Below are 16,945 nucleotides of genomic sequence, written 5' to 3'. Positions count from 1 at the left end.
TGTTTAATTTCTTTTGATTACCTGGCCGTCGCCACTTCCTTATAGGTGTATACGTTATAAGGATATAGTTTTTTAGCTAGCGCTTTCGCAATAAAACTGCTGATGAGTAGGGGGGCTAGTAATAAATATCCGGAAGGAACAAGGCTTGCAATAATAAAGATCGCCGTGAAAGGTGCATGTATAGCCGCAGAAAGCATTGCTGCAGCACCAAAAAGAGCAAAATTAATAACCACCAATTGTGTGCCTAGATAATGGTTGCAAAGCTGTGCAAACAAAACGCCTAACAATGCACCTGTAACAATACTGGGAGCAAAAACGCCGCCGTCACCACCAGCACCTAGCGTCAGAGAAGCCACAAAAGGTTTTAAGAGAACAAGCAGGATCAACGGAAGAAAGTAAAGTAAATTGACAGAATCATGCAGACTGCTTTTTAGAATCTCTCCAAGACCATGATAGCTGTCGCCATAGAGTACCGGTAAGAAAAAGATAAACGTTCCAACGGTGATTGCACCCAAGTTGACACGGATAAAATTACTTTTTATGCCTGCAAAATAGGACTTCGCATAAATTACCGTTTTAGTAAAATATAATGCTAAAATCCCGCCAATCAATCCCAAAATAGCGACAAAAGGGATCGCCTGCCATCGCCATGCTTTTACCTCAAATGTAAACAAAGGACTTGCGTCAAGACAATAAACAAATACGGAAGCCACGGCCATTGAAGTTAGTCCGCTAATGAGCAAGGTCTTGTTATATCTGCGTGCAATTACCTCAAAAGCAAAAAGAAAACCACCCAATGCACTTCCAAACAACAGGGTGACTCCAGCGATTACGCCAGCGCAGATCAACTCGGTTTTGTAAGCCCAAGCTGGATGTAATCGCTTATACGCTTGGTTACCCACCGTGGCTGATGCAACAACTGTAGAGACTTCAACACCGGTTGACCCACCAAAAACTACCGTTAGAAAACCATTGATATAATGTGAAGGAATCTTAAAAAAAGGTAAATGGTCTTTTCTTGTTTCCAGTGTCGTATAGATTTCTTTGATCCCTTTGTTTTTTCTGTTTTGAAAAACGTATTTCCGTAAGAAGTAAATCGCTGTAATACCTATGCTGGGTAAAATAATAAAAAGTTTGGCATCCCAGGAAGATACACTCTCAAACAATTCTTCCTGTACATAAGCTGTGCTGTGTTTGAGGCTGTATGCCAATACACAACAAACGATACTGACGAGCGCTGAACTTCCAATTAATTTTAGATAGCTATATCGAACAACTTTTTTTCTGTATGTCGTATTGCCTTGCATCATGTTTTTCTTTAAATCGGCACAAAGGTAAGGGTTATTTAGTTTAAAATAAACGATAAACACCTTAACACATACGTTTTGTTACGATAAAGACCCTAATGAATCCCTATGTATATATCCACCTTTGCATCGTGTGGATTTTGGGCTTTTTCGCCATATATTTCGAGGTCTGCGGCATACGTTCTTGGTAAATCCGAACGCCATATCCTTTGCCAAGTTTCATAAACGATGCCATCTTCCAAATTTCCTTCTGCTGTAAAATGTCGGTAATGGTTTTCAGCGATATGAATACCGTCCAAGTCTTCGGGTAGTTCTTCAAGATTGCTGACTTTACAGCCTAATAAAGTCGTATAAGGCAATGTGTGATCTTTTTCATATTCGGTATAGATACAGTAGAGTTCGCTGGATATCTTGTTGGGAATACGGCTCAACACATCTTCTTTAAAAAAGCGGGCCCAAAGTTCTGGAATGTCTTTCGCCGCCTGCCCATTTTGGTTGCTTGTACGGATGGCAAGACCTATTATACTGAATGAAGGGATTATTTTATTATTCATTTCGCTTAGTTTTCCCCAAAGTTAGATCGGCCAATGACAACCCTATGTCATGACTAAAGAGCTAATGTTGTTTTTTCCAGATTTTATCTACTTGGGACAGATATTCTGCCAAGGCAGCTGAACCATACCAGGGGTAAAACGAAGCTTCTAAGAGGCCGTTTTTTATCGCTGGATCGTTCTCTAAAATATGCTTTGCCGCATCAGTTGAAGCCATGTTATTTAAGATAAAAAGGCCCCGAAAGTTGTCGTCATTTTTTCCAAATGGGCCAGCAACAATCAATTGCCCATTTTTTACGAGACGATTGATATTTTCCATGTGACCTTTGAAACATTCATTAATGAATTGTTTGTCTGTTGTTTTATTCTCGCCAGTTTTGAGGAGGACAAAGATGTAGGATTTCATTCCATAATCATCAGCCCCCAATTTTTTTGCGAGCTCTTGATCGTAATTTGGGTTTCCTTCAGTCGTGGTCGGTGCAATTCTGCTCGCATAAAAAGACCTGGCTCTTCCCGATTTTCCTTCCACTACAATGTGAAGTCGGTTTGTGGCGACTGGTGTGTACCGAATGTAATTGGGGAAATCATGGGCCTCATTGATAAACGAATAGGTACTATCCTGATAACTTAGTTCAAAATTGACTTCTTTTCCATGGTTTTGTCCGATGACCAGTGCTGTGTATACAACTTTATCCTTTATTTTGGTCAATTTTAGGTATTCACTGACGATCTTTTGCCCATTTTTCAACGTATAGGAAAGTCCCTTTAATTCGTGTTCATTTATACGATCCCATTGTTCGTATTGCTCTTTATTGTCCACCTTCCATGTCCCTTCCAAGAACGATGGAAAAGATACTTGTGAAAAAAGCGGTTGGGCAGCTCCCCAGAAAAAGAGCAGGGTGGCTATTACAATTGTTTTCATATAGGTTTTAAATTTTGAAGGTTAGGGACTTTTAAAGAAAAAGTATGCAGCGAAATCCACGTGCGGCATAATAGGAGATTGCGCCATTATGATAGGTAAAGACTTGGTTGTAACGTCGGTCACAGAATAAGGCACCTCCAAGCTTGCGGATGGCATCTGGTGTTTGTATCCAGCTGGAAGTTTTTAAATCAAATTCACCTAATTGTTGAAGTTGGCGATATTGTTCTTCATTCAGTAGCTCAGTTCCCATTTTCTTAGCTTCTTCCACAGCATTCCCAATAGGCTTGTTTTCTTTCCTTTCATCCATGGCTCTTTGGTCAAAACAGAGGCTTCTTCTTCCTTTGGGACTTTCTTCAGCACAATCCACAAAAGCATACTGTTCTTTGTTTGCATCAATCAGAATAAGGTCGGGTTCGCCAGCGCTCTTTTCCATTTGGAACAAGCTCCATAATTTCTTGGGATTTTCAAGTAATTTATGCGCGACATCATCCCAACTGATCTGTGGATGTCTTTTAGGAAATTTCTGAAACCTTTGTTTTAGTGTTTCAAGTAGCATTGACTGTTCCTGCAGTGTAAGTGAATTTTTCATAACGGTTGTCCTTGTGGTATTAAAATTACGTATTTAAATCAAATGTAATGTAGCTTAATATTACAAATGGATTAAATTCTTTAGTTCAAAATTGAATTAAATTTATATTTTTACGTTCAATTTTTATATAAATATGGCTTCAGGAATATTTGCAATACTAGATGATATTGCAGCGTTGATGGATGATGTAGCAGTGGCGAGCAAAATCGCAACAAAAAAAACTGCTGGAATCTTAGGTGACGATTTAGCGGTAAATGCAGAGAAAGCGACTGGTTTTTTGGCTTCACGTGAGCTCCCAGTTTTATGGGCAATTACAAAGGGTTCGCTGCTCAATAAGTTGATCATTGTACCTATTGCTTTATTACTGAACGTCTTTTTTCCAATTGCCATCAAATATATTTTAATTTTGGGTGGTTTCTACCTTGCTTTTGAAGGTGTTGAAAAGATTATTGAATACCTGTTTCACCGCAAACATGCTACAGAAGAAACGAAAGTAGAGACTGTCGTTGCTGAAAACTCAGTTGCTGTTGAAAAAGCGAAGGTAAAATCGGCTATCACGACAGACTTTATTCTTTCCGTGGAGATCGTCATTATCGCTTTAGGGACAGTTCTTGGAAAAAGCTTGTCCTTACAAATTATTACGGTTTCGGTTGTTGCTTTTTTAGCCACAGTTGGAGTCTATGGTATTGTGGCACTTATCGTTCGGATGGACGATGCAGGTTATAAATTGATTAAAACCTCCCGTGAAAAAGGCCCTGTAGCGAGTTTAGGTCGTTTTTTAGTCCGCGCACTGCCTTTTGTTATCAAGTTATTGGCTGTGGTTGGTACATTTGCTTTAATTTTGGTTTCAGGCGGAATATTTGCGCATTATATTGATTTCTTACATCACGCGCTACCCGCTCTGCCAAGCATGCTAAAAGAGCTGTTATTTGGCTTAGGTGGAGGCATAATTGTGGTGATTTTATTTACGATCGGCAAAATGCTGTTTAAAAAGAAAAAATAACCTTATACTGATCATTGATGATCAGCAACCAAAAAAGGCAACAGATCTATCTGTTGCCTTTTTTGGTTTTTGATGTTTAAATTATATCTGTTGCCTCTGCCGCAGCATCTATTTCCACACGTTCGCCTTTTGTATTAATCAAAATTACATCGTCCGAATCCGCTAATGAAACAGAAGCCACGCCATCACTGAACGAGGTAGCTCCACTGTATATAAATGGTATTGCAACTTTTCCCTGACCATCTAAATACCCATACTTTCCACCTTTGCTTGCAAGGAAAAGATTGGGTTCTTCGGTAATTGAAATCAAATCGTAGTCGGGCGCAACGATTTGATTGGTCTTAATATCAGTAAGATTATACTTGTCGTTTTCGATGCTGACGAAATGCGTTGCATTGTTTTCAGAAATAAAGCTATACGTTGCCGGGACAATTATTTTACCCGCTTGATTCAATATGCCATATTTATCTTTCACTTGAAATACAGCATAGCCCCCGTTAATGAATGATATCATATCATAATTTGCTGGGATCAAAATTTTACCAGACTTATCCATGACCCCATATTTTTCGTTTAGTCCAAAAACCAGTTGGCCAAGATGGTCATCGTAACCTAAATAATCGTATCGGAAGGGGAGGATTGGTTTACCGGTGAGATTAATGGCACCATATTTTTCATCTTTATATTGAACTATACTCAGGTCGCCAACAAATGGAGCAATGTAAAGGTATTGTGCTGGCACAATTGTTTTTTCATCGCCGTCTTTTACCCCCAAAAGGTTAGTTGCAGCATCTTCAAATAAATAGAGATTTTCAGCAATCTGGTTGCTATCTTCCGCATCCTCTTCGTCATCATAAATTGATGCTACTTGTTCATAATCCTCAGGTACAATAAAATCCTTTTCGTCCAGTTGGCTATCGGTGATGTTCTGTGCAATCATATTCATGCCAAGCGGTGTTGTTAGCTGCAGCACAGCCCCAGGTATTTTTTTGAACAGATCAAAGCCCTCCCAATAGGCGACTGGCAGTTTATCGCTATACCAAATCGATAGGGTACTGTTTTCCGCGTTATCTTCCGAAATAGGAATTTCTACCTGCGCTAGTTTGCAGGGATAACCAGCGATCATTTTCGTCTGGTTTGGGACGAGTTTGATCGCATGTGAGCTAAGCTCATTTTCTTTCACGACATATTTTGCCAGTCCTGGGTATAATATAACCGATTGCTCTTCATTTTTTTTAACGAGAAATATAGACTCTTCGTCTTCTCCGGAAGCCGATACAACTTTTATTTTATCATTGTTAACATAAGCTTCGTAGACAGAAACTGGAGCTGCTTGCGCTTCTTCGCTGGGATCGACGGAATAGGTAATGGCATAGTTGATCTTGAATGCTTTATTGATTTGTGCAAACGACATGCTGCTGGCCGCCAAGATAGCTGCGAACGATAGGGATATTTTTTTCATCTTCTTAAACTTTGAAAGACAAATATCCTGATTCAATGTAAGGTGTTTTATCCCTGAAATCCGTTATTTAACGATAAATCGAAATCGAGCTGATCTCATGCAACGATCTTCGGCCCTTATCAAACCCCATCTAAGATTTAATCGATGGCCAACTGATATTTAAGCAATAGTCCAGGCAGCTGTTCCCGACCAAATTTACTTTTTTTCATGCGATTGGCCTCGGGATCGAGCTGGATGTTGATGGAGGACCGAAAATCACAGCCTTCGAGATTGCTTTGTATAAAACGGGCATTTAACAAATTTGCTTTTCTAAACACCGCCTGTTGCAGATTGGCTCGTTCAAAATCCACATGTTGCAACGAACAGTGATCAAACTGAAATTTCTTTATATTTCGTTCAAAAAAAGAGGCGTAATCCAATACCGAGTTGCTGAAATTAACATGAAAGGAAAATGAACTACATTCATTAAAGTGTATACCTAGCATTTTGCAGTCATTAAAGACAACATGATCTAGTTGTGTGCCCTTCAGACTGACATTGGAAAGATTACACGATTTAAATTCACAATTTGTGAAAATGAGGTCTAACAGTTCCGCGCTCTGAAAATCACATTGCTCAAAGGTGCATTTGTAAAATTCCTGAACTTGTTTCAGTTCAGGGGTCCATGTTTGTTTCGAGATTGTTTGTTCGATAAGTTCTTCCATTCTGTATGCTGTTGGCATTGATCTTAGCGAAAATAAACAATTCTCCCGAATGATTTTACTTTAAAATGAAGTCAATGCGCTACATCCGCTTGTATGCAAAATACCTGATTTCAGGGATAAAAAGGGTAATTTTTTACAACTATATTTGGCATAGCCATAAAACATAATTCTGGGGGCAAGACTGAAGTATTGTAGAACTCTGGTAGGTTTTAATATAGTTGTTAAAGGGCACCCTATAGAGTGCCCTTTACTTTTTTAGCTATTTCGATTCTTCAATTTGCCGAATATTAGTTGTTTTTTAAATATTGCCGTAGCACATATTGCAGAATACCATCATTCTTAAAATACTCGATTTCAATGGCAGAATCGAGTCTTGCTTTCACTTGAAATGTGGTTGTTTTTCCATTGTCATGCACCGCCTTTACCGAGAGGAGTTTATGGGGTGTTAAATCGTTCGCAAGTCCCGTGATGCTATAGACTTCTGTTCCATCTAGTCCTAATTTCTCTGCATTTTCGTCATTGATAAACACAAGTGGTGCTACCCCCATACCGACAAGATTACTTCGGTGAATACGCTCAAAACTTTCAGCAATAACCGCCCGTACGCCGAGCAGGAATGTTCCCTTTGCAGCCCAATCTCTTGAGGAGCCCGAACCATACTCTTTTCCTGCCAGCACAATGAGTGCAGTGTTGTTTTTTCGATATTCCATTGCGGTTTCATACACCGTCTTCACCTCATTGCTTGGGAAATAGCGGCTAAATCCACCTTCACGATCAGTAATTTTGTTTTTAATACGCACATTGGCAAATGTTCCACGCATCATAACTTCGTGGTTCCCACGTCTAGATCCATACGAATTAAAATCTTCTTTACTTACCTGATGTGCGCTGAGGTATTGCCCAGCCGCAGTTTCTTCTTTGAATGACCCTGCAGGTGAGATATGATCCGTTGTAACCGAATCACCAAGATAAAGTAATACCCTTGCATTTTGGATGTCTTGTATCGGATTTGGTACAGCCTGTAAATTTTCAAAAAAGGGCGATTCTTTAATGTAGGTAGACGTGTTGTCCCACTGGTAATTTTGATCCAGATTCACTTCAAGTTCTTGCCAGTCTGTTGAACCATCGAAGATGACATCATAAACTTCTTGAAAATCCGATTGTTTGACGCAGGCATTGACGGTTTCCATAATATCCTCGCGGCTCGGCCAAATATCTTTCAGATATACGGGCTCACCATTTGGGTCGTAGTCGAGCGGCTCCTCCAAGAGATTAATATCAACTCTTCCGACTAACGCATAGGCAACAACAAGCATCGGCGACATTAAAAAGTTCATTTTTACCTGAGGATGCACACGCGCCTCAAAATTTCGGTTACCAGACAATACCGATGCGACAATGAGTTCACCTTTTTCCACTGCCTCTGCTATTTGTGGTGGAAGAGGACCCGAGTTTCCAATACAGGAGGTACAACCGTAACCCACCGTGTGAAAACGCAGGGCATCGAGATCAGCACTAAGTCCTGATCTTTCAAGGTATTGTGTAACGACTTTTGAACCAGGGGCTAAGGAGGTCTTTACCCAGGATTTGGTCCGCAGTCCACGCTCGATAGCGTTACGGGCCAATAAACCTGCGCCGATCATCACAGTAGGGTTAGAAGTATTGGTACAGCTTGTTATGGCGGCAATGGCAATACTGCCATCACTGACAATATATTCTTTATGATTGTGCTTGATGCGCACAGCATGAATAGACTCTTGGATAACTTCATGCGGTGAATCATGTTCAACAGGTACCTTACCAAAGGTAAACTCCGTACCAGACCCGCCGTCGGCAAGCCAAGCAGATTCCGATCGCTGTAGAACAGGGATATACTGTCGATGGTGTTCGCTATCCAAGAGATGTGAAAATGTAGTTTTTAGATCTTTCACAAGAATTTTATCCTGAGGTCGCTTAGGGCCGGATACAGTTGGCTCCAGACTTGATAAATTGAATTCAACAACCGACGAATATTGAATTTCTTCCTTGCCTGTCCGCCAGAGTAAATTGCTTTTACAATAATCTTCAACAATTTTAATCTGTTCGGCACTTCGATTGGTGCTATGCATGTATTCAAGGGTTCGGTCATCGATCGGAAAATAGGTAACCGTACAGCCGAATTCTGGTGACATATTGGATATTGTCGCACGATCTGTCACCGAAAGGCTGTCTAATCCATCGCCAAATACTTCAACAAATTTGCCCACAACACCTTTATCACGAAGTATTTTTGTGATGGAAAGAACCATGTCCGTCGCGGTGCATGTCGCTGGTATTTTGCCAGTAAGTTTAAGGCCGATAACCTCGGGGCAGGTGAAAAAGATGGGTTGTCCAAGCATGGCTGCCTCGGCCTCAATACCACCAACTCCCCAACCTAATACACCAATACCATTGACCATTGGTGTATGCGAATCAGTCCCTACTAATGTGTCAGGAAAAAGCCAATTGTCACGTTCAATGACTCCTTTGGCAAGATATTCCAAGTTGACCTGATGGCAGATACCCATACCTGGGGGAACAACGGTAAAATTTTTTAATCCTTTCTGTGCCCATTTAAGGAGTTCATAACGCTCACGGTTGCGTTCATATTCCAACTCGACATTCTTGTCATACGAGTACTGTGTACCAAAGTAGTCGACCTGAACGGAATGATCAATGACCAGATCCACCGGGATAGCAGGATTTATTTTTTGTCCATCCTTGCCATGACGGATAAATTCGGCACGTAGTGATGCCATATCGACTACAGCAGGTACTCCGGTGAAATCCTGCATTAAAATTCTGGCCGGTTTGAAGGGGATATCTTTGTCAACAGGTTGTGGAGTCCAATGAATCAGGGTATTGACATGCTCGTCCGTGATACTGAATCCATCATGGTTACGCAATACATTTTCCAGTAGTATCCGGATGCTGAACGGTAGGTGCATAACATTACCTTCAGGGAGATCTTTAATAGAACTATACTGGTAAACTTTTCCGTTAATTTCAATTTCTTGTATTGATTTCTCTTTGCTCATATTCATTTACTTATTTTCATACTATATAATATACATATCCCTAAATTTGTTTGTAATATCTTTTACACTTATCTTTTCGCTTTTGTATTCTAACACCGAATTTAAACCTCCATTGCCGCTGAAAAATCCGTTAATAAAAACGCGTGAAAAAATTCGATTAATTTTCTGTTGTAAAAGCAATCAAATTAGGATACAAACGTTATGGTAATGTTTAGGCTTAGTTAAAGTGTTATATGACAAAAAAAGTAAATTATAGTCTCCTTTTATTGGTTAGTTTGTTGTTTTGCAATCCATTTTTGGTTAAAGCAAGCAAGCATTGTGTGGTCGAGGAGGAGAATAAGAGCAGAACCGAAGGATACAATCTTAGTTTTAGGGACAGTAAAAACAATATATTGAGCTTAAACCAGCTCAAAGGAAAAGTTGTGGTTATTAATTTATGGGCGACATGGTGTCCACCATGTCTTGCTGAGATGCCTTCCTTGGATCAACTCTATAAGGACTTTAAGGGCAACGATGCTATTGTTATTTTGGCTGTCGATATCGATGGAAATCTTAGCGCTTCGCGGAAGTTTATGGCGAAAAGAAAATATAGTCTACCGGTCTATCAATTAAATTCGGCTTTACCCAAAGAATTGAGTACCACAAGCATACCAACAACGATTATTTTGGATAAGGCTGGTAAGCTGGTCATTAAACACGTAGGTGGAATGAACTTTGGGTCACAGAAATTCAGAAAATCCCTATTGGATTTAAGCAAGGAATAGCTTTTGGTCTTGGAGACTATAACAATATAATGGAAGATAATTTATGTTTCATTTAGCATTTATGGCATTTTCTTGCTAATTTTGCATGCTAATTGTATAAGGAGAAATTATCTATGCCGGTCAAACTTCCTAATAACCTTCCTGCCATTGAGCTGTTGAAAAAGGAGAATATATTTGTCATGAGTGATTTAAGAGCAAATGAGCAGGATATCAGACCGCTTCGTGTTTTGGTACTGAACTTAATGCCGCTTAAAATTACGACAGAGACAGATTTTATTCGTTTGCTGTCAAATAATCCTTTGCAGGTGGAAATGGAATTTTTGCGACTTGAAACGCATGTTTCAAAGAATACCCCCGAAGAGCATTTGGAAATGTTTTACAAGAGCTTGACCGAGGTTAAGGAGAATTTCTACGACGGAATGATTATTACGGGGGCTCCAGTTGAAATGGTTGCTTTTGAGGAAGTGACCTACTGGGATGAAATTCAGACCATCTTTGACTGGGCGAGGACCCATGTAACATCAAGTTTGTATATCTGTTGGGCGTCTCAAGCGGCATTGTATCATTTCTATGGTGTAGAGAAGAAGCCATTAACGGAAAAACTTTTTGGTGTATTTAAGCACACTGCGTTAAACAAAAGACATCCTTTATTCCGTGGATTTGACGATGAATTCTTTATACCGCACAGCCGCCATACAACAATTGAGAAGGATGATCTCCGGGTAAAAGAGGGTTTAGAAATTCTTTCAGAATCGCCAGAAGCCGGTATTGCTATTGTTTCTTCACGCGGGGGACGCGAGTTTTATTTGACGGGACATTCGGAATATGCTCCTTTTACACTGGATGAAGAATATAAAAGAGACTTAGAAAAAGGGCAGGAGATTGCTATGCCGGCAAATTATTATGTTGATGACAACCCCGAAAATCGCCCTCTGGTGCGCTGGACAAGTCATGCGAATCTTCTTTTCAATAATTGGTTGAATTACTTTGTGTATCAAGAAACTCCTTTTGATCTAAAAGACGTGGTTTATTTAGGCGAAATCAAACAAGGATAATTTAATTCCTTCAAACAAAAACAGCTAAAAGAGTATTCTATTCATATGAAGTGATTAAATATGAAAAAGACTGCTTTAATAGTTTGTCCTGTTTTTTCAGTTTTTTTATTGAAAGCACAGGTTACCCTGGAAGAGAATCAAAAGCTCAAAGAAGCGAATGGGACGTTATGGTATGCTAATCCGTGGATTTGGATTGCCGGTGTCGCACTGTTTCTACTGATTTTTATCCTTGTACTACGCAAATCAACACGCAATAAAACCAACACTTGATTATTCCCATTAGTTTTAGTTGCGATTAGAATCCCAATTGTTGCATTAACAATAGAAGAACTTTGCTTAAGTTTGTGTATAGCGACAGACAAACTAAATTTTTATATGAAGAAAAATCTACTTTTAGCAGCTTTGTTAACCTGCGGCTCATTGGCGGGCCAAGCGCAAAACAACGCAATCAATGTGAATTACATGGACAAGAGTGTTCGTCCTCAAGATGACTTTTATAATTTTGTGAATGGACAATGGATGAAAACAGTCAAAATACCCTCTGATAAAGCACGTTGGGGTTCTTTCGACGAATTGCGTGAAAATACCGATATTGCTACATTGAAGGTCTTGCAAGAATCGCTAACTGGACAATTCCAAAAGGGTACAGACAATCAGAAGATAGGTGATTTGTATAAATCATTTGTGGATATGAAAACACGTAATAAACTTGGTTTAGAGCCTGTTAAACCTTATCTTGCTAAAATTGCAACGATCAAGAATTTTGATGATTTATACAACTATCTTGTTGAGGTAGCACCGATTGGTGGAAATCCTTTTTTTAGTGGCTATGTATATGCGCATCTTAAAAATTCCGATGTTAATACAGTATACCTCGGCGGAGGAAGTCTGGGGCTTGGACGTTCTTATTATCAAGTAAAAGATAAGAAGAACGAAGAAACATTAACGGATTATTCAAATTATATCTCTGCACTTTATGCTAAATCAGGCCAAATTACGAAGGATTTAAAAGGTCCAAAAATTGTCGCCTTTGAAAAGCAGCTGGCGGCAAACCTTAAAACCGTTGAGCAATCACGCGATGCAAATGGGCGATATAATCCGATCGCTGTAGCCGATCTAAAAAAGATTGTGAAAAACGTCGATATTGCAAAGTACCTAAAGGATGTCGGTTTTAAGGCTGATACTGTTATTGTACCGGAAATAAAGTATTACGAAAATTTGGATCGGGTTTTCAACCCTGAAAATCTACCGGTTATCAAAGAGCTATTGACATTCCATATTTTAAATAATGCTGCGTCATATACTACACAGGAGTTAAATGATCTGTATTTTGATTTCTGGGGTCGTAAGTTAAAAGGACAAAAGGAGCAGCGTGCTTTGGATAAGCGCGGTGTGGAATTTGTCAATTCGATCGCAGGTGAGTTATTAGGGAAATTGTATGTGAAAGAAAACTTCCCTCCAAAGGCCAAAGCTGAAGCGGAAGAGCTTGTAAGCTATCTCGTTAAATCTTTCGGGCAGCATATCAAGGGATTGACTTGGATGTCGGATGAAACGAAAGTAAAGGCATTGGACAAACTGGCTAAGTTTAAAGTTAAAATTGGTTACCCGGATAAATGGAAAGATTTTAGCAAACTTGATGTTGGGACATCGTTGTATGAAAATGTATTGGCTTCGAGTAAATGGGCATTTTACCAGAATTTAGCGAAACAAGATAAGCCAGTGGACAAATCTGAATGGGGGATGACTCCACAGACTGTGAATGCTTATTATAGTCCACTGTTTAATGAGATTGTCTTTCCGGCAGCGATTCTTCAGCCGCCATTCTACGATTATAAAGCTGATGCTGCAGTTAATTTCGGCGGTATTGGTGCGGTAATTGGTCACGAACTTTCACACGGATTTGACGACCAGGGTGCTAAATACGATGGGAATGGAAACCTGAACAACTGGTGGAGCGACAGCGATAAGGCGAAATTTGAAGCAGCGGCTGATGCTTTGGTACGTCAGTTTGAATCCTACGAACCTGTACCAGGTGTTTTTGTGAACGGTCGCTTTACATTAGGGGAGAATATTGGGGATTTAGGTGGCTCATCAGTGGCTTTTGATGCATTGCAACTCTATCTGAACGATAAGGGAAATCCTGGATTAATAGATGGTTTTACACAGGACCAACGCTTTTTCCTTTCCTGGGCAACGATTTGGAGAACGAAAACTACCGATGAGTTTGTGGTCAATCAAGTAAAAACTGATCCACATTCTCCAGCACAGTACCGTGCTTTTGCCCCGATCATTAACCTAGATGCTTTCCATAAAGCTTGGGATACAAAGAACGGCGACAAAATGTTTGTTCCGGTCGATAAACGTATCAAAATTTGGTAGGTTTCAGCCATGTTTAATGAAAAACGGGTGTATCTCATATGAGCATACACCCGTTTTTCATTTATCAAGTGTAGGCTACTTCATCCATCTCAGAACCAAGTAGAACCCGATCGCCGTAGCAGATAAGGTTAATGCGGTTGCCCACCATAAGGTTGTAAAACCGAAGGAATCGACAATGCTAGTCCCTAAAAGCGGCGAAAATATATTTGCAGCTGAAAATGCCAACGAATTGAACCCCATGTATGCTCCTTGTGTTTTAGGTGTCGAACGGTTAACAGAAACCGTTGCCATAAAAGGTAGTGTCAGCATCTCGCCAAGGCCGAAGATAAAGAATGTGAAATATAACCACCCGAGTCCACCTGAAAAATTTAACATGGCATAAGAGCTGGCACATAAAAATGTTCCAAAGACGAGCGTGCTTATAAGCGAGAATCTTTTTTCAGCTATATGGACAATAAACATCTCCAGTAATACGATAACGAATCCACTCCAGCCGAGTAGAAATCCGATTTGGTGGTCATTCAAATGGTGAACTTCTCGGTAGAAAATAGGTAGCGTTGTGATCAACTGAAAGAAACAGAATGAGAAAATGCAACAAAAGATATTGAATAAGACAAAAGGTAGGTCGGTATAGGGATTTCGTGTCTTTTGAGGTAATTCGTTTTCAGCAGTAATCTCTTTTTTAGATTTAATATCGCTTCTTTTTTCTCGTTTATGAAAAAAGACAAAGAAAATCACTGCAGCGCAAAGGACGGCAAAAGAATTTCCATAAAAGATCCAATTGAATGAGATGGTGGCCAAAAATCCAGCCACCGCCGGGCCGATTGAAAACCCCAGATTTATGGCAAGACGATTCAATGAAAAGGCGCGCGTGATATTTTCGGGTTTAGCATAACTTGCCACTGACACGGAGTTTGCAGGTCTGAAGGCATCAAAGATTAAGCTTAACGTAAAAATCATAATGGATAAGGACTGCACCTCTTTGAAATGTGGGATCAGTAAGAATAAAGGGGCCGCCAATACCAGACTTCCGAACTGAACCTTGAAGCTGCCAATCCGGTCAGTCAACCAGCCACCGATATAGGAACCACAAACGGAGCCGAATCCATAACTCATCAATACCACACCGACCTGTTTAATGTCAAAATGTAGAACCTGGGTCATGTAGAGGCCAAGAAAGGGAATCACCATACTTCCCATTCTATTAATGAGCATCACTATGGCAAGTAGCCATGCGGCTTGAGACAGTCCCTTAAAGGAGTCGAGGTAAATCGATAAAATTCTTTTCATTGAATGACGAATCAGCGTGTATAGACCGTATAAGTTTTTACTTCATACGTCTTCTTATAGTATTGGTAAAAAAAATGCCAAATTGATTAGTCAACTTGGCATTTGTTAAAATTAGTTGATATTATGCCAACATGGACTCCGGAATTGTCGGATTGACCTGATAGGTACTCGCGACCATTTGTTTCTTGTCAGACCCTGGTTCCATAATAAAGTCAATACGTCCTAGATTAATTCCAGCAAAACCGACTTGATTCACAACGGTCTTTGTTCCTTTTAAATTTGTAACCAGTGTTGGTTCATTTAAGAAGGTGTGCGTATGTCCACCGATAATGAGATCGATATCTGAGGTTTTGGCGGCAAGGATCAGATCCGACACCTTGTCGTTTTCATATTGATAGCCCAAATGCGATAAACAGATAACCAAATCACATTTGTGTTTTTCTTTCAATGTGCGGACCACCTTGTTGGAAACTTCAATAGGATCCAAATATTTCATTCCCCTGAAGTTATTGGGGTCAACCAATCCCTCAATATCTACCCCTAGTCCAAACACGCCTATTTTTATTCCACCTTTATGGAATATGGTATAATCTTGGGTTCTGCCCTCCAACACGGTTCCTTTGAAGTCGTAATTTGCCGTTAAGAACGGAAATTTAGCGTGATCCAGGTACTTTACAAGACCGTCAAGACCATTGTCAAATTCATGATTTCCAAATGTCCCGGCATCATAACCTAACTTTGTCATGAGGTCAAGCTCAAGTTTTCCTCCAAAAAGATTAAAATAGGGGGTGCCTTGGAACATATCGCCTGCATCGAGTAATAGAAGATGTTCTTCTTCTTTGCGGATTTTATTGATCAGTGTACTTCGGCGTGCAACACCAGCCAATCCCTGATATTTGCCGCCGTCCATTGGAAACGGTTCAATACGGCTATGAACATCGTTGGTATGTAAAATTGTAAGTTTTACCTTTTTGCTCTTCGCGTCGACTTGAAAAGGAAGTGATCCCAAAGCAACTGCAGCAGAAAATCCACCAACTTGCTTGATAAAAGATCTTCGGTTAATTGATTTTAATTCTTCCATCTAATTCTGCATTTACTTTTTTACCTTCTTTCGTTAATTCGCTCACATATTCAATCAAACCTTCACGCATACGTTGCGGATAATTAGCCCGCGATACAGGTTGTGTCAGTAAGGTGAGGTTATCACCACCATTGGCAAGATAATCATAGGTCACTAGTTTATATAACTTATTATCTTCAATAGCTTGACCTTTGATCTTTATGTCCTGAGCTTTGTTGCCTGTAATTGTCAACGTCATTCCGGCTATAGGTTGTCCATGTGTTGTAGCAATATAGTCAGCAAGCTGACGAATCTGACTACCTTTGAGCTCGAGTATAGTCAATGTATTCTCAAAGGGCATAACCTCAAAAATATGTCCTACAGTAATATCGCCTGCTTTAAGATCATTTCGGATCCCACCCTTTGTTGCGAACGCCAAATCCGCAGGGTTATGAGCATTGTGTTCACTCATCCACAACAAGGCTTCACAAAAAAAATTGCCCATTAATGTTTCCGCTGTTTTCTCTTTTGTCAATGCCTTGTCCGCATGTCCAATCACACGATTCATCTCCGCCTCCATTTTGTGTTTGAAGGGTTCGTAGATTGACACGACTGCAGGATCAGCTTGCATATCGCTATTGATATGATATTGTTGGAAATCTTTTTGCGTTGGATGGAGTTGTTTTGTACAACCTGTAACCATCAAAAGCGAAGCGACACCAAGGCTACCAATAAAGGCAATTTGCTTCGAAATATTCATTCTTTTTAATTTAACCAAATACTACGCAAAGTTAGCCAATTAT

Annotated in this window: 15 protein-coding genes; 5 read left to right on the top strand and 10 right to left on the bottom strand. The window is 39.9% G+C overall.

Features of this window, described 5'->3' with window-relative positions; translation table 11 throughout:
- Nucleotides 1–17 precede the first annotated feature (17 nt).
- From AAH582_RS12780 to AAH582_RS12765, 4 genes are all read right to left on the bottom strand, one after another.
- A complete protein-coding gene (locus AAH582_RS12780; RefSeq protein WP_343317822.1) occupies nucleotides 18–1,310 on the bottom strand; it encodes a chloride channel protein in 1,293 nt (430 codons plus the stop codon).
- 92 nt (nucleotides 1,311–1,402) lie between these two features.
- On the bottom strand, nucleotides 1,403–1,861 hold the full coding sequence (locus AAH582_RS12775; protein ID WP_046673474.1) for a GyrI-like domain-containing protein: 459 nt from the start codon (nucleotides 1,859–1,861) through the stop codon (nucleotides 1,403–1,405).
- Between the two features lie 61 nt (nucleotides 1,862–1,922).
- Nucleotides 1,923–2,780 (bottom strand): DUF6265 family protein, encoded by an 858-nt coding sequence (locus tag AAH582_RS12770; protein ID WP_343317819.1) that lies wholly within the window; start codon nucleotides 2,778–2,780, stop codon nucleotides 1,923–1,925.
- Nucleotides 2,781–2,811: 31 nt separating this feature from the next.
- The gene (locus AAH582_RS12765; RefSeq protein ID WP_070564004.1) at nucleotides 2,812–3,369 is read right to left on the bottom strand and encodes a DUF4256 domain-containing protein; all 558 of its coding nucleotides are present in this window, start codon (nucleotides 3,367–3,369) and stop codon (nucleotides 2,812–2,814) included.
- 133 nt (nucleotides 3,370–3,502) lie between these two features.
- Here AAH582_RS12765 and AAH582_RS12760 point away from each other — a divergent pair, with 133 nt between their 5' ends.
- Entirely contained in the window at nucleotides 3,503–4,372 is an 870-nt protein-coding gene (locus AAH582_RS12760; protein WP_112374105.1) for a DUF808 domain-containing protein, read from the top strand.
- A gap of 76 nt (nucleotides 4,373–4,448) precedes the next feature.
- Here the strand turns inward: AAH582_RS12760 and AAH582_RS12755 are convergent, their stop codons facing one another.
- The 3 genes from AAH582_RS12755 to acnA form a co-directional block, all read right to left on the bottom strand.
- A complete protein-coding gene (locus AAH582_RS12755) occupies nucleotides 4,449–5,834 on the bottom strand; it encodes a WG repeat-containing protein (RefSeq protein ID WP_343317817.1) in 1,386 nt (461 codons plus the stop codon).
- A gap of 137 nt (nucleotides 5,835–5,971) precedes the next feature.
- Nucleotides 5,972–6,538 (bottom strand): pentapeptide repeat-containing protein, encoded by a 567-nt coding sequence (locus tag AAH582_RS12750; protein WP_343317815.1) that lies wholly within the window; start codon nucleotides 6,536–6,538, stop codon nucleotides 5,972–5,974.
- 287 nt (nucleotides 6,539–6,825) lie between these two features.
- The gene (gene acnA / locus AAH582_RS12745; protein WP_343317813.1) at nucleotides 6,826–9,594 is read right to left on the bottom strand and encodes an aconitate hydratase AcnA; all 2,769 of its coding nucleotides are present in this window, start codon (nucleotides 9,592–9,594) and stop codon (nucleotides 6,826–6,828) included.
- Between the two features lie 233 nt (nucleotides 9,595–9,827).
- Between acnA and AAH582_RS12740 the strand changes: the two genes are divergently transcribed.
- The 4 genes from AAH582_RS12740 (at nucleotide 9,828) to AAH582_RS12725 (ending at nucleotide 13,792) form a co-directional block, all read left to right on the top strand.
- On the top strand, nucleotides 9,828–10,358 hold the full coding sequence (locus AAH582_RS12740) for a TlpA family protein disulfide reductase (protein WP_070564020.1): 531 nt from the start codon (nucleotides 9,828–9,830) through the stop codon (nucleotides 10,356–10,358).
- 113 nt (nucleotides 10,359–10,471) lie between these two features.
- Nucleotides 10,472–11,413: a homoserine O-acetyltransferase MetA gene (gene metA, locus AAH582_RS12735; protein ID WP_343317810.1), complete on the top strand. Its 942-nt coding sequence runs from the start codon at nucleotides 10,472–10,474 to the stop codon at nucleotides 11,411–11,413.
- A gap of 60 nt (nucleotides 11,414–11,473) precedes the next feature.
- A complete protein-coding gene (locus AAH582_RS12730; RefSeq protein ID WP_343317809.1) occupies nucleotides 11,474–11,683 on the top strand; it encodes a hypothetical protein in 210 nt (69 codons plus the stop codon).
- A gap of 105 nt (nucleotides 11,684–11,788) precedes the next feature.
- Nucleotides 11,789–13,792, top strand: a complete 2,004-nt coding sequence (locus tag AAH582_RS12725; RefSeq protein ID WP_343317807.1) for a M13 family metallopeptidase — start codon at nucleotides 11,789–11,791, stop codon at nucleotides 13,790–13,792.
- 75 nt (nucleotides 13,793–13,867) lie between these two features.
- Here the strand turns inward: AAH582_RS12725 and AAH582_RS12720 are convergent, their stop codons facing one another.
- From AAH582_RS12720 to AAH582_RS12710, 3 genes are all read right to left on the bottom strand, one after another.
- Nucleotides 13,868–15,082 (bottom strand): MFS transporter, encoded by a 1,215-nt coding sequence (locus AAH582_RS12720; RefSeq protein ID WP_112374110.1) that lies wholly within the window; start codon nucleotides 15,080–15,082, stop codon nucleotides 13,868–13,870.
- A 121-nt stretch (nucleotides 15,083–15,203) separates the two neighbouring features.
- Nucleotides 15,204–16,163, bottom strand: coding sequence for a bifunctional metallophosphatase/5'-nucleotidase (locus AAH582_RS12715; RefSeq protein ID WP_046673333.1), 960 nt, complete (start codon nucleotides 16,161–16,163; stop codon nucleotides 15,204–15,206).
- Nucleotides 16,141–16,902, bottom strand: a complete 762-nt coding sequence (locus tag AAH582_RS12710) for a 5'-nucleotidase (RefSeq protein WP_343317803.1) — start codon at nucleotides 16,900–16,902, stop codon at nucleotides 16,141–16,143. The genes AAH582_RS12715 and AAH582_RS12710 overlap by 23 nt, the downstream gene beginning before the upstream one ends.
- Nucleotides 16,903–16,945: the final 43 nt, after the last annotated feature.

It is taken from the genome of Sphingobacterium multivorum (assembly GCF_039511225.1).
Taxonomy (GTDB): domain Bacteria; phylum Bacteroidota; class Bacteroidia; order Sphingobacteriales; family Sphingobacteriaceae; genus Sphingobacterium.
This window is presented reverse-complemented; position numbering and strand designations above follow the sequence as displayed.

Bases quoted from the DNA above. Each gene is read 5' to 3' on its own strand.
- AAH582_RS12780 (WP_343317822.1), bottom strand. From the start codon at position 1,310: ATGATGCAAGGCAATACGACATACAGAAAAAAAGTTGTTCGATATAGC.
- AAH582_RS12775 (WP_046673474.1), bottom strand. From the start codon at position 1,861: ATGAATAATAAAATAATCCCTTCATTCAGTATAATAGGTCTTGCCATC.
- AAH582_RS12770 (WP_343317819.1), bottom strand. From the start codon at position 2,780: ATGAAAACAATTGTAATAGCCACCCTGCTCTTTTTCTGGGGAGCTGCC.
- AAH582_RS12765 (WP_070564004.1), bottom strand. From the start codon at position 3,369: ATGAAAAATTCACTTACACTGCAGGAACAGTCAATGCTACTTGAAACA.
- AAH582_RS12760 (WP_112374105.1), top strand. From the start codon at position 3,503: ATGGCTTCAGGAATATTTGCAATACTAGATGATATTGCAGCGTTGATG.
- AAH582_RS12755 (WP_343317817.1), bottom strand. From the start codon at position 5,834: ATGAAAAAAATATCCCTATCGTTCGCAGCTATCTTGGCGGCCAGCAGC.
- AAH582_RS12750 (WP_343317815.1), bottom strand. From the start codon at position 6,538: ATGGAAGAACTTATCGAACAAACAATCTCGAAACAAACATGGACCCCT.
- acnA (WP_343317813.1), bottom strand. From the start codon at position 9,594: ATGAGCAAAGAGAAATCAATACAAGAAATTGAAATTAACGGAAAAGTT.
- AAH582_RS12740 (WP_070564020.1), top strand. From the start codon at position 9,828: ATGACAAAAAAAGTAAATTATAGTCTCCTTTTATTGGTTAGTTTGTTG.
- metA (WP_343317810.1), top strand. From the start codon at position 10,472: ATGCCGGTCAAACTTCCTAATAACCTTCCTGCCATTGAGCTGTTGAAA.
- AAH582_RS12730 (WP_343317809.1), top strand. From the start codon at position 11,474: ATGAAAAAGACTGCTTTAATAGTTTGTCCTGTTTTTTCAGTTTTTTTA.
- AAH582_RS12725 (WP_343317807.1), top strand. From the start codon at position 11,789: ATGAAGAAAAATCTACTTTTAGCAGCTTTGTTAACCTGCGGCTCATTG.
- AAH582_RS12720 (WP_112374110.1), bottom strand. From the start codon at position 15,082: ATGAAAAGAATTTTATCGATTTACCTCGACTCCTTTAAGGGACTGTCT.
- AAH582_RS12715 (WP_046673333.1), bottom strand. From the start codon at position 16,163: ATGGAAGAATTAAAATCAATTAACCGAAGATCTTTTATCAAGCAAGTT.
- AAH582_RS12710 (WP_343317803.1), bottom strand. From the start codon at position 16,902: ATGAATATTTCGAAGCAAATTGCCTTTATTGGTAGCCTTGGTGTCGCT.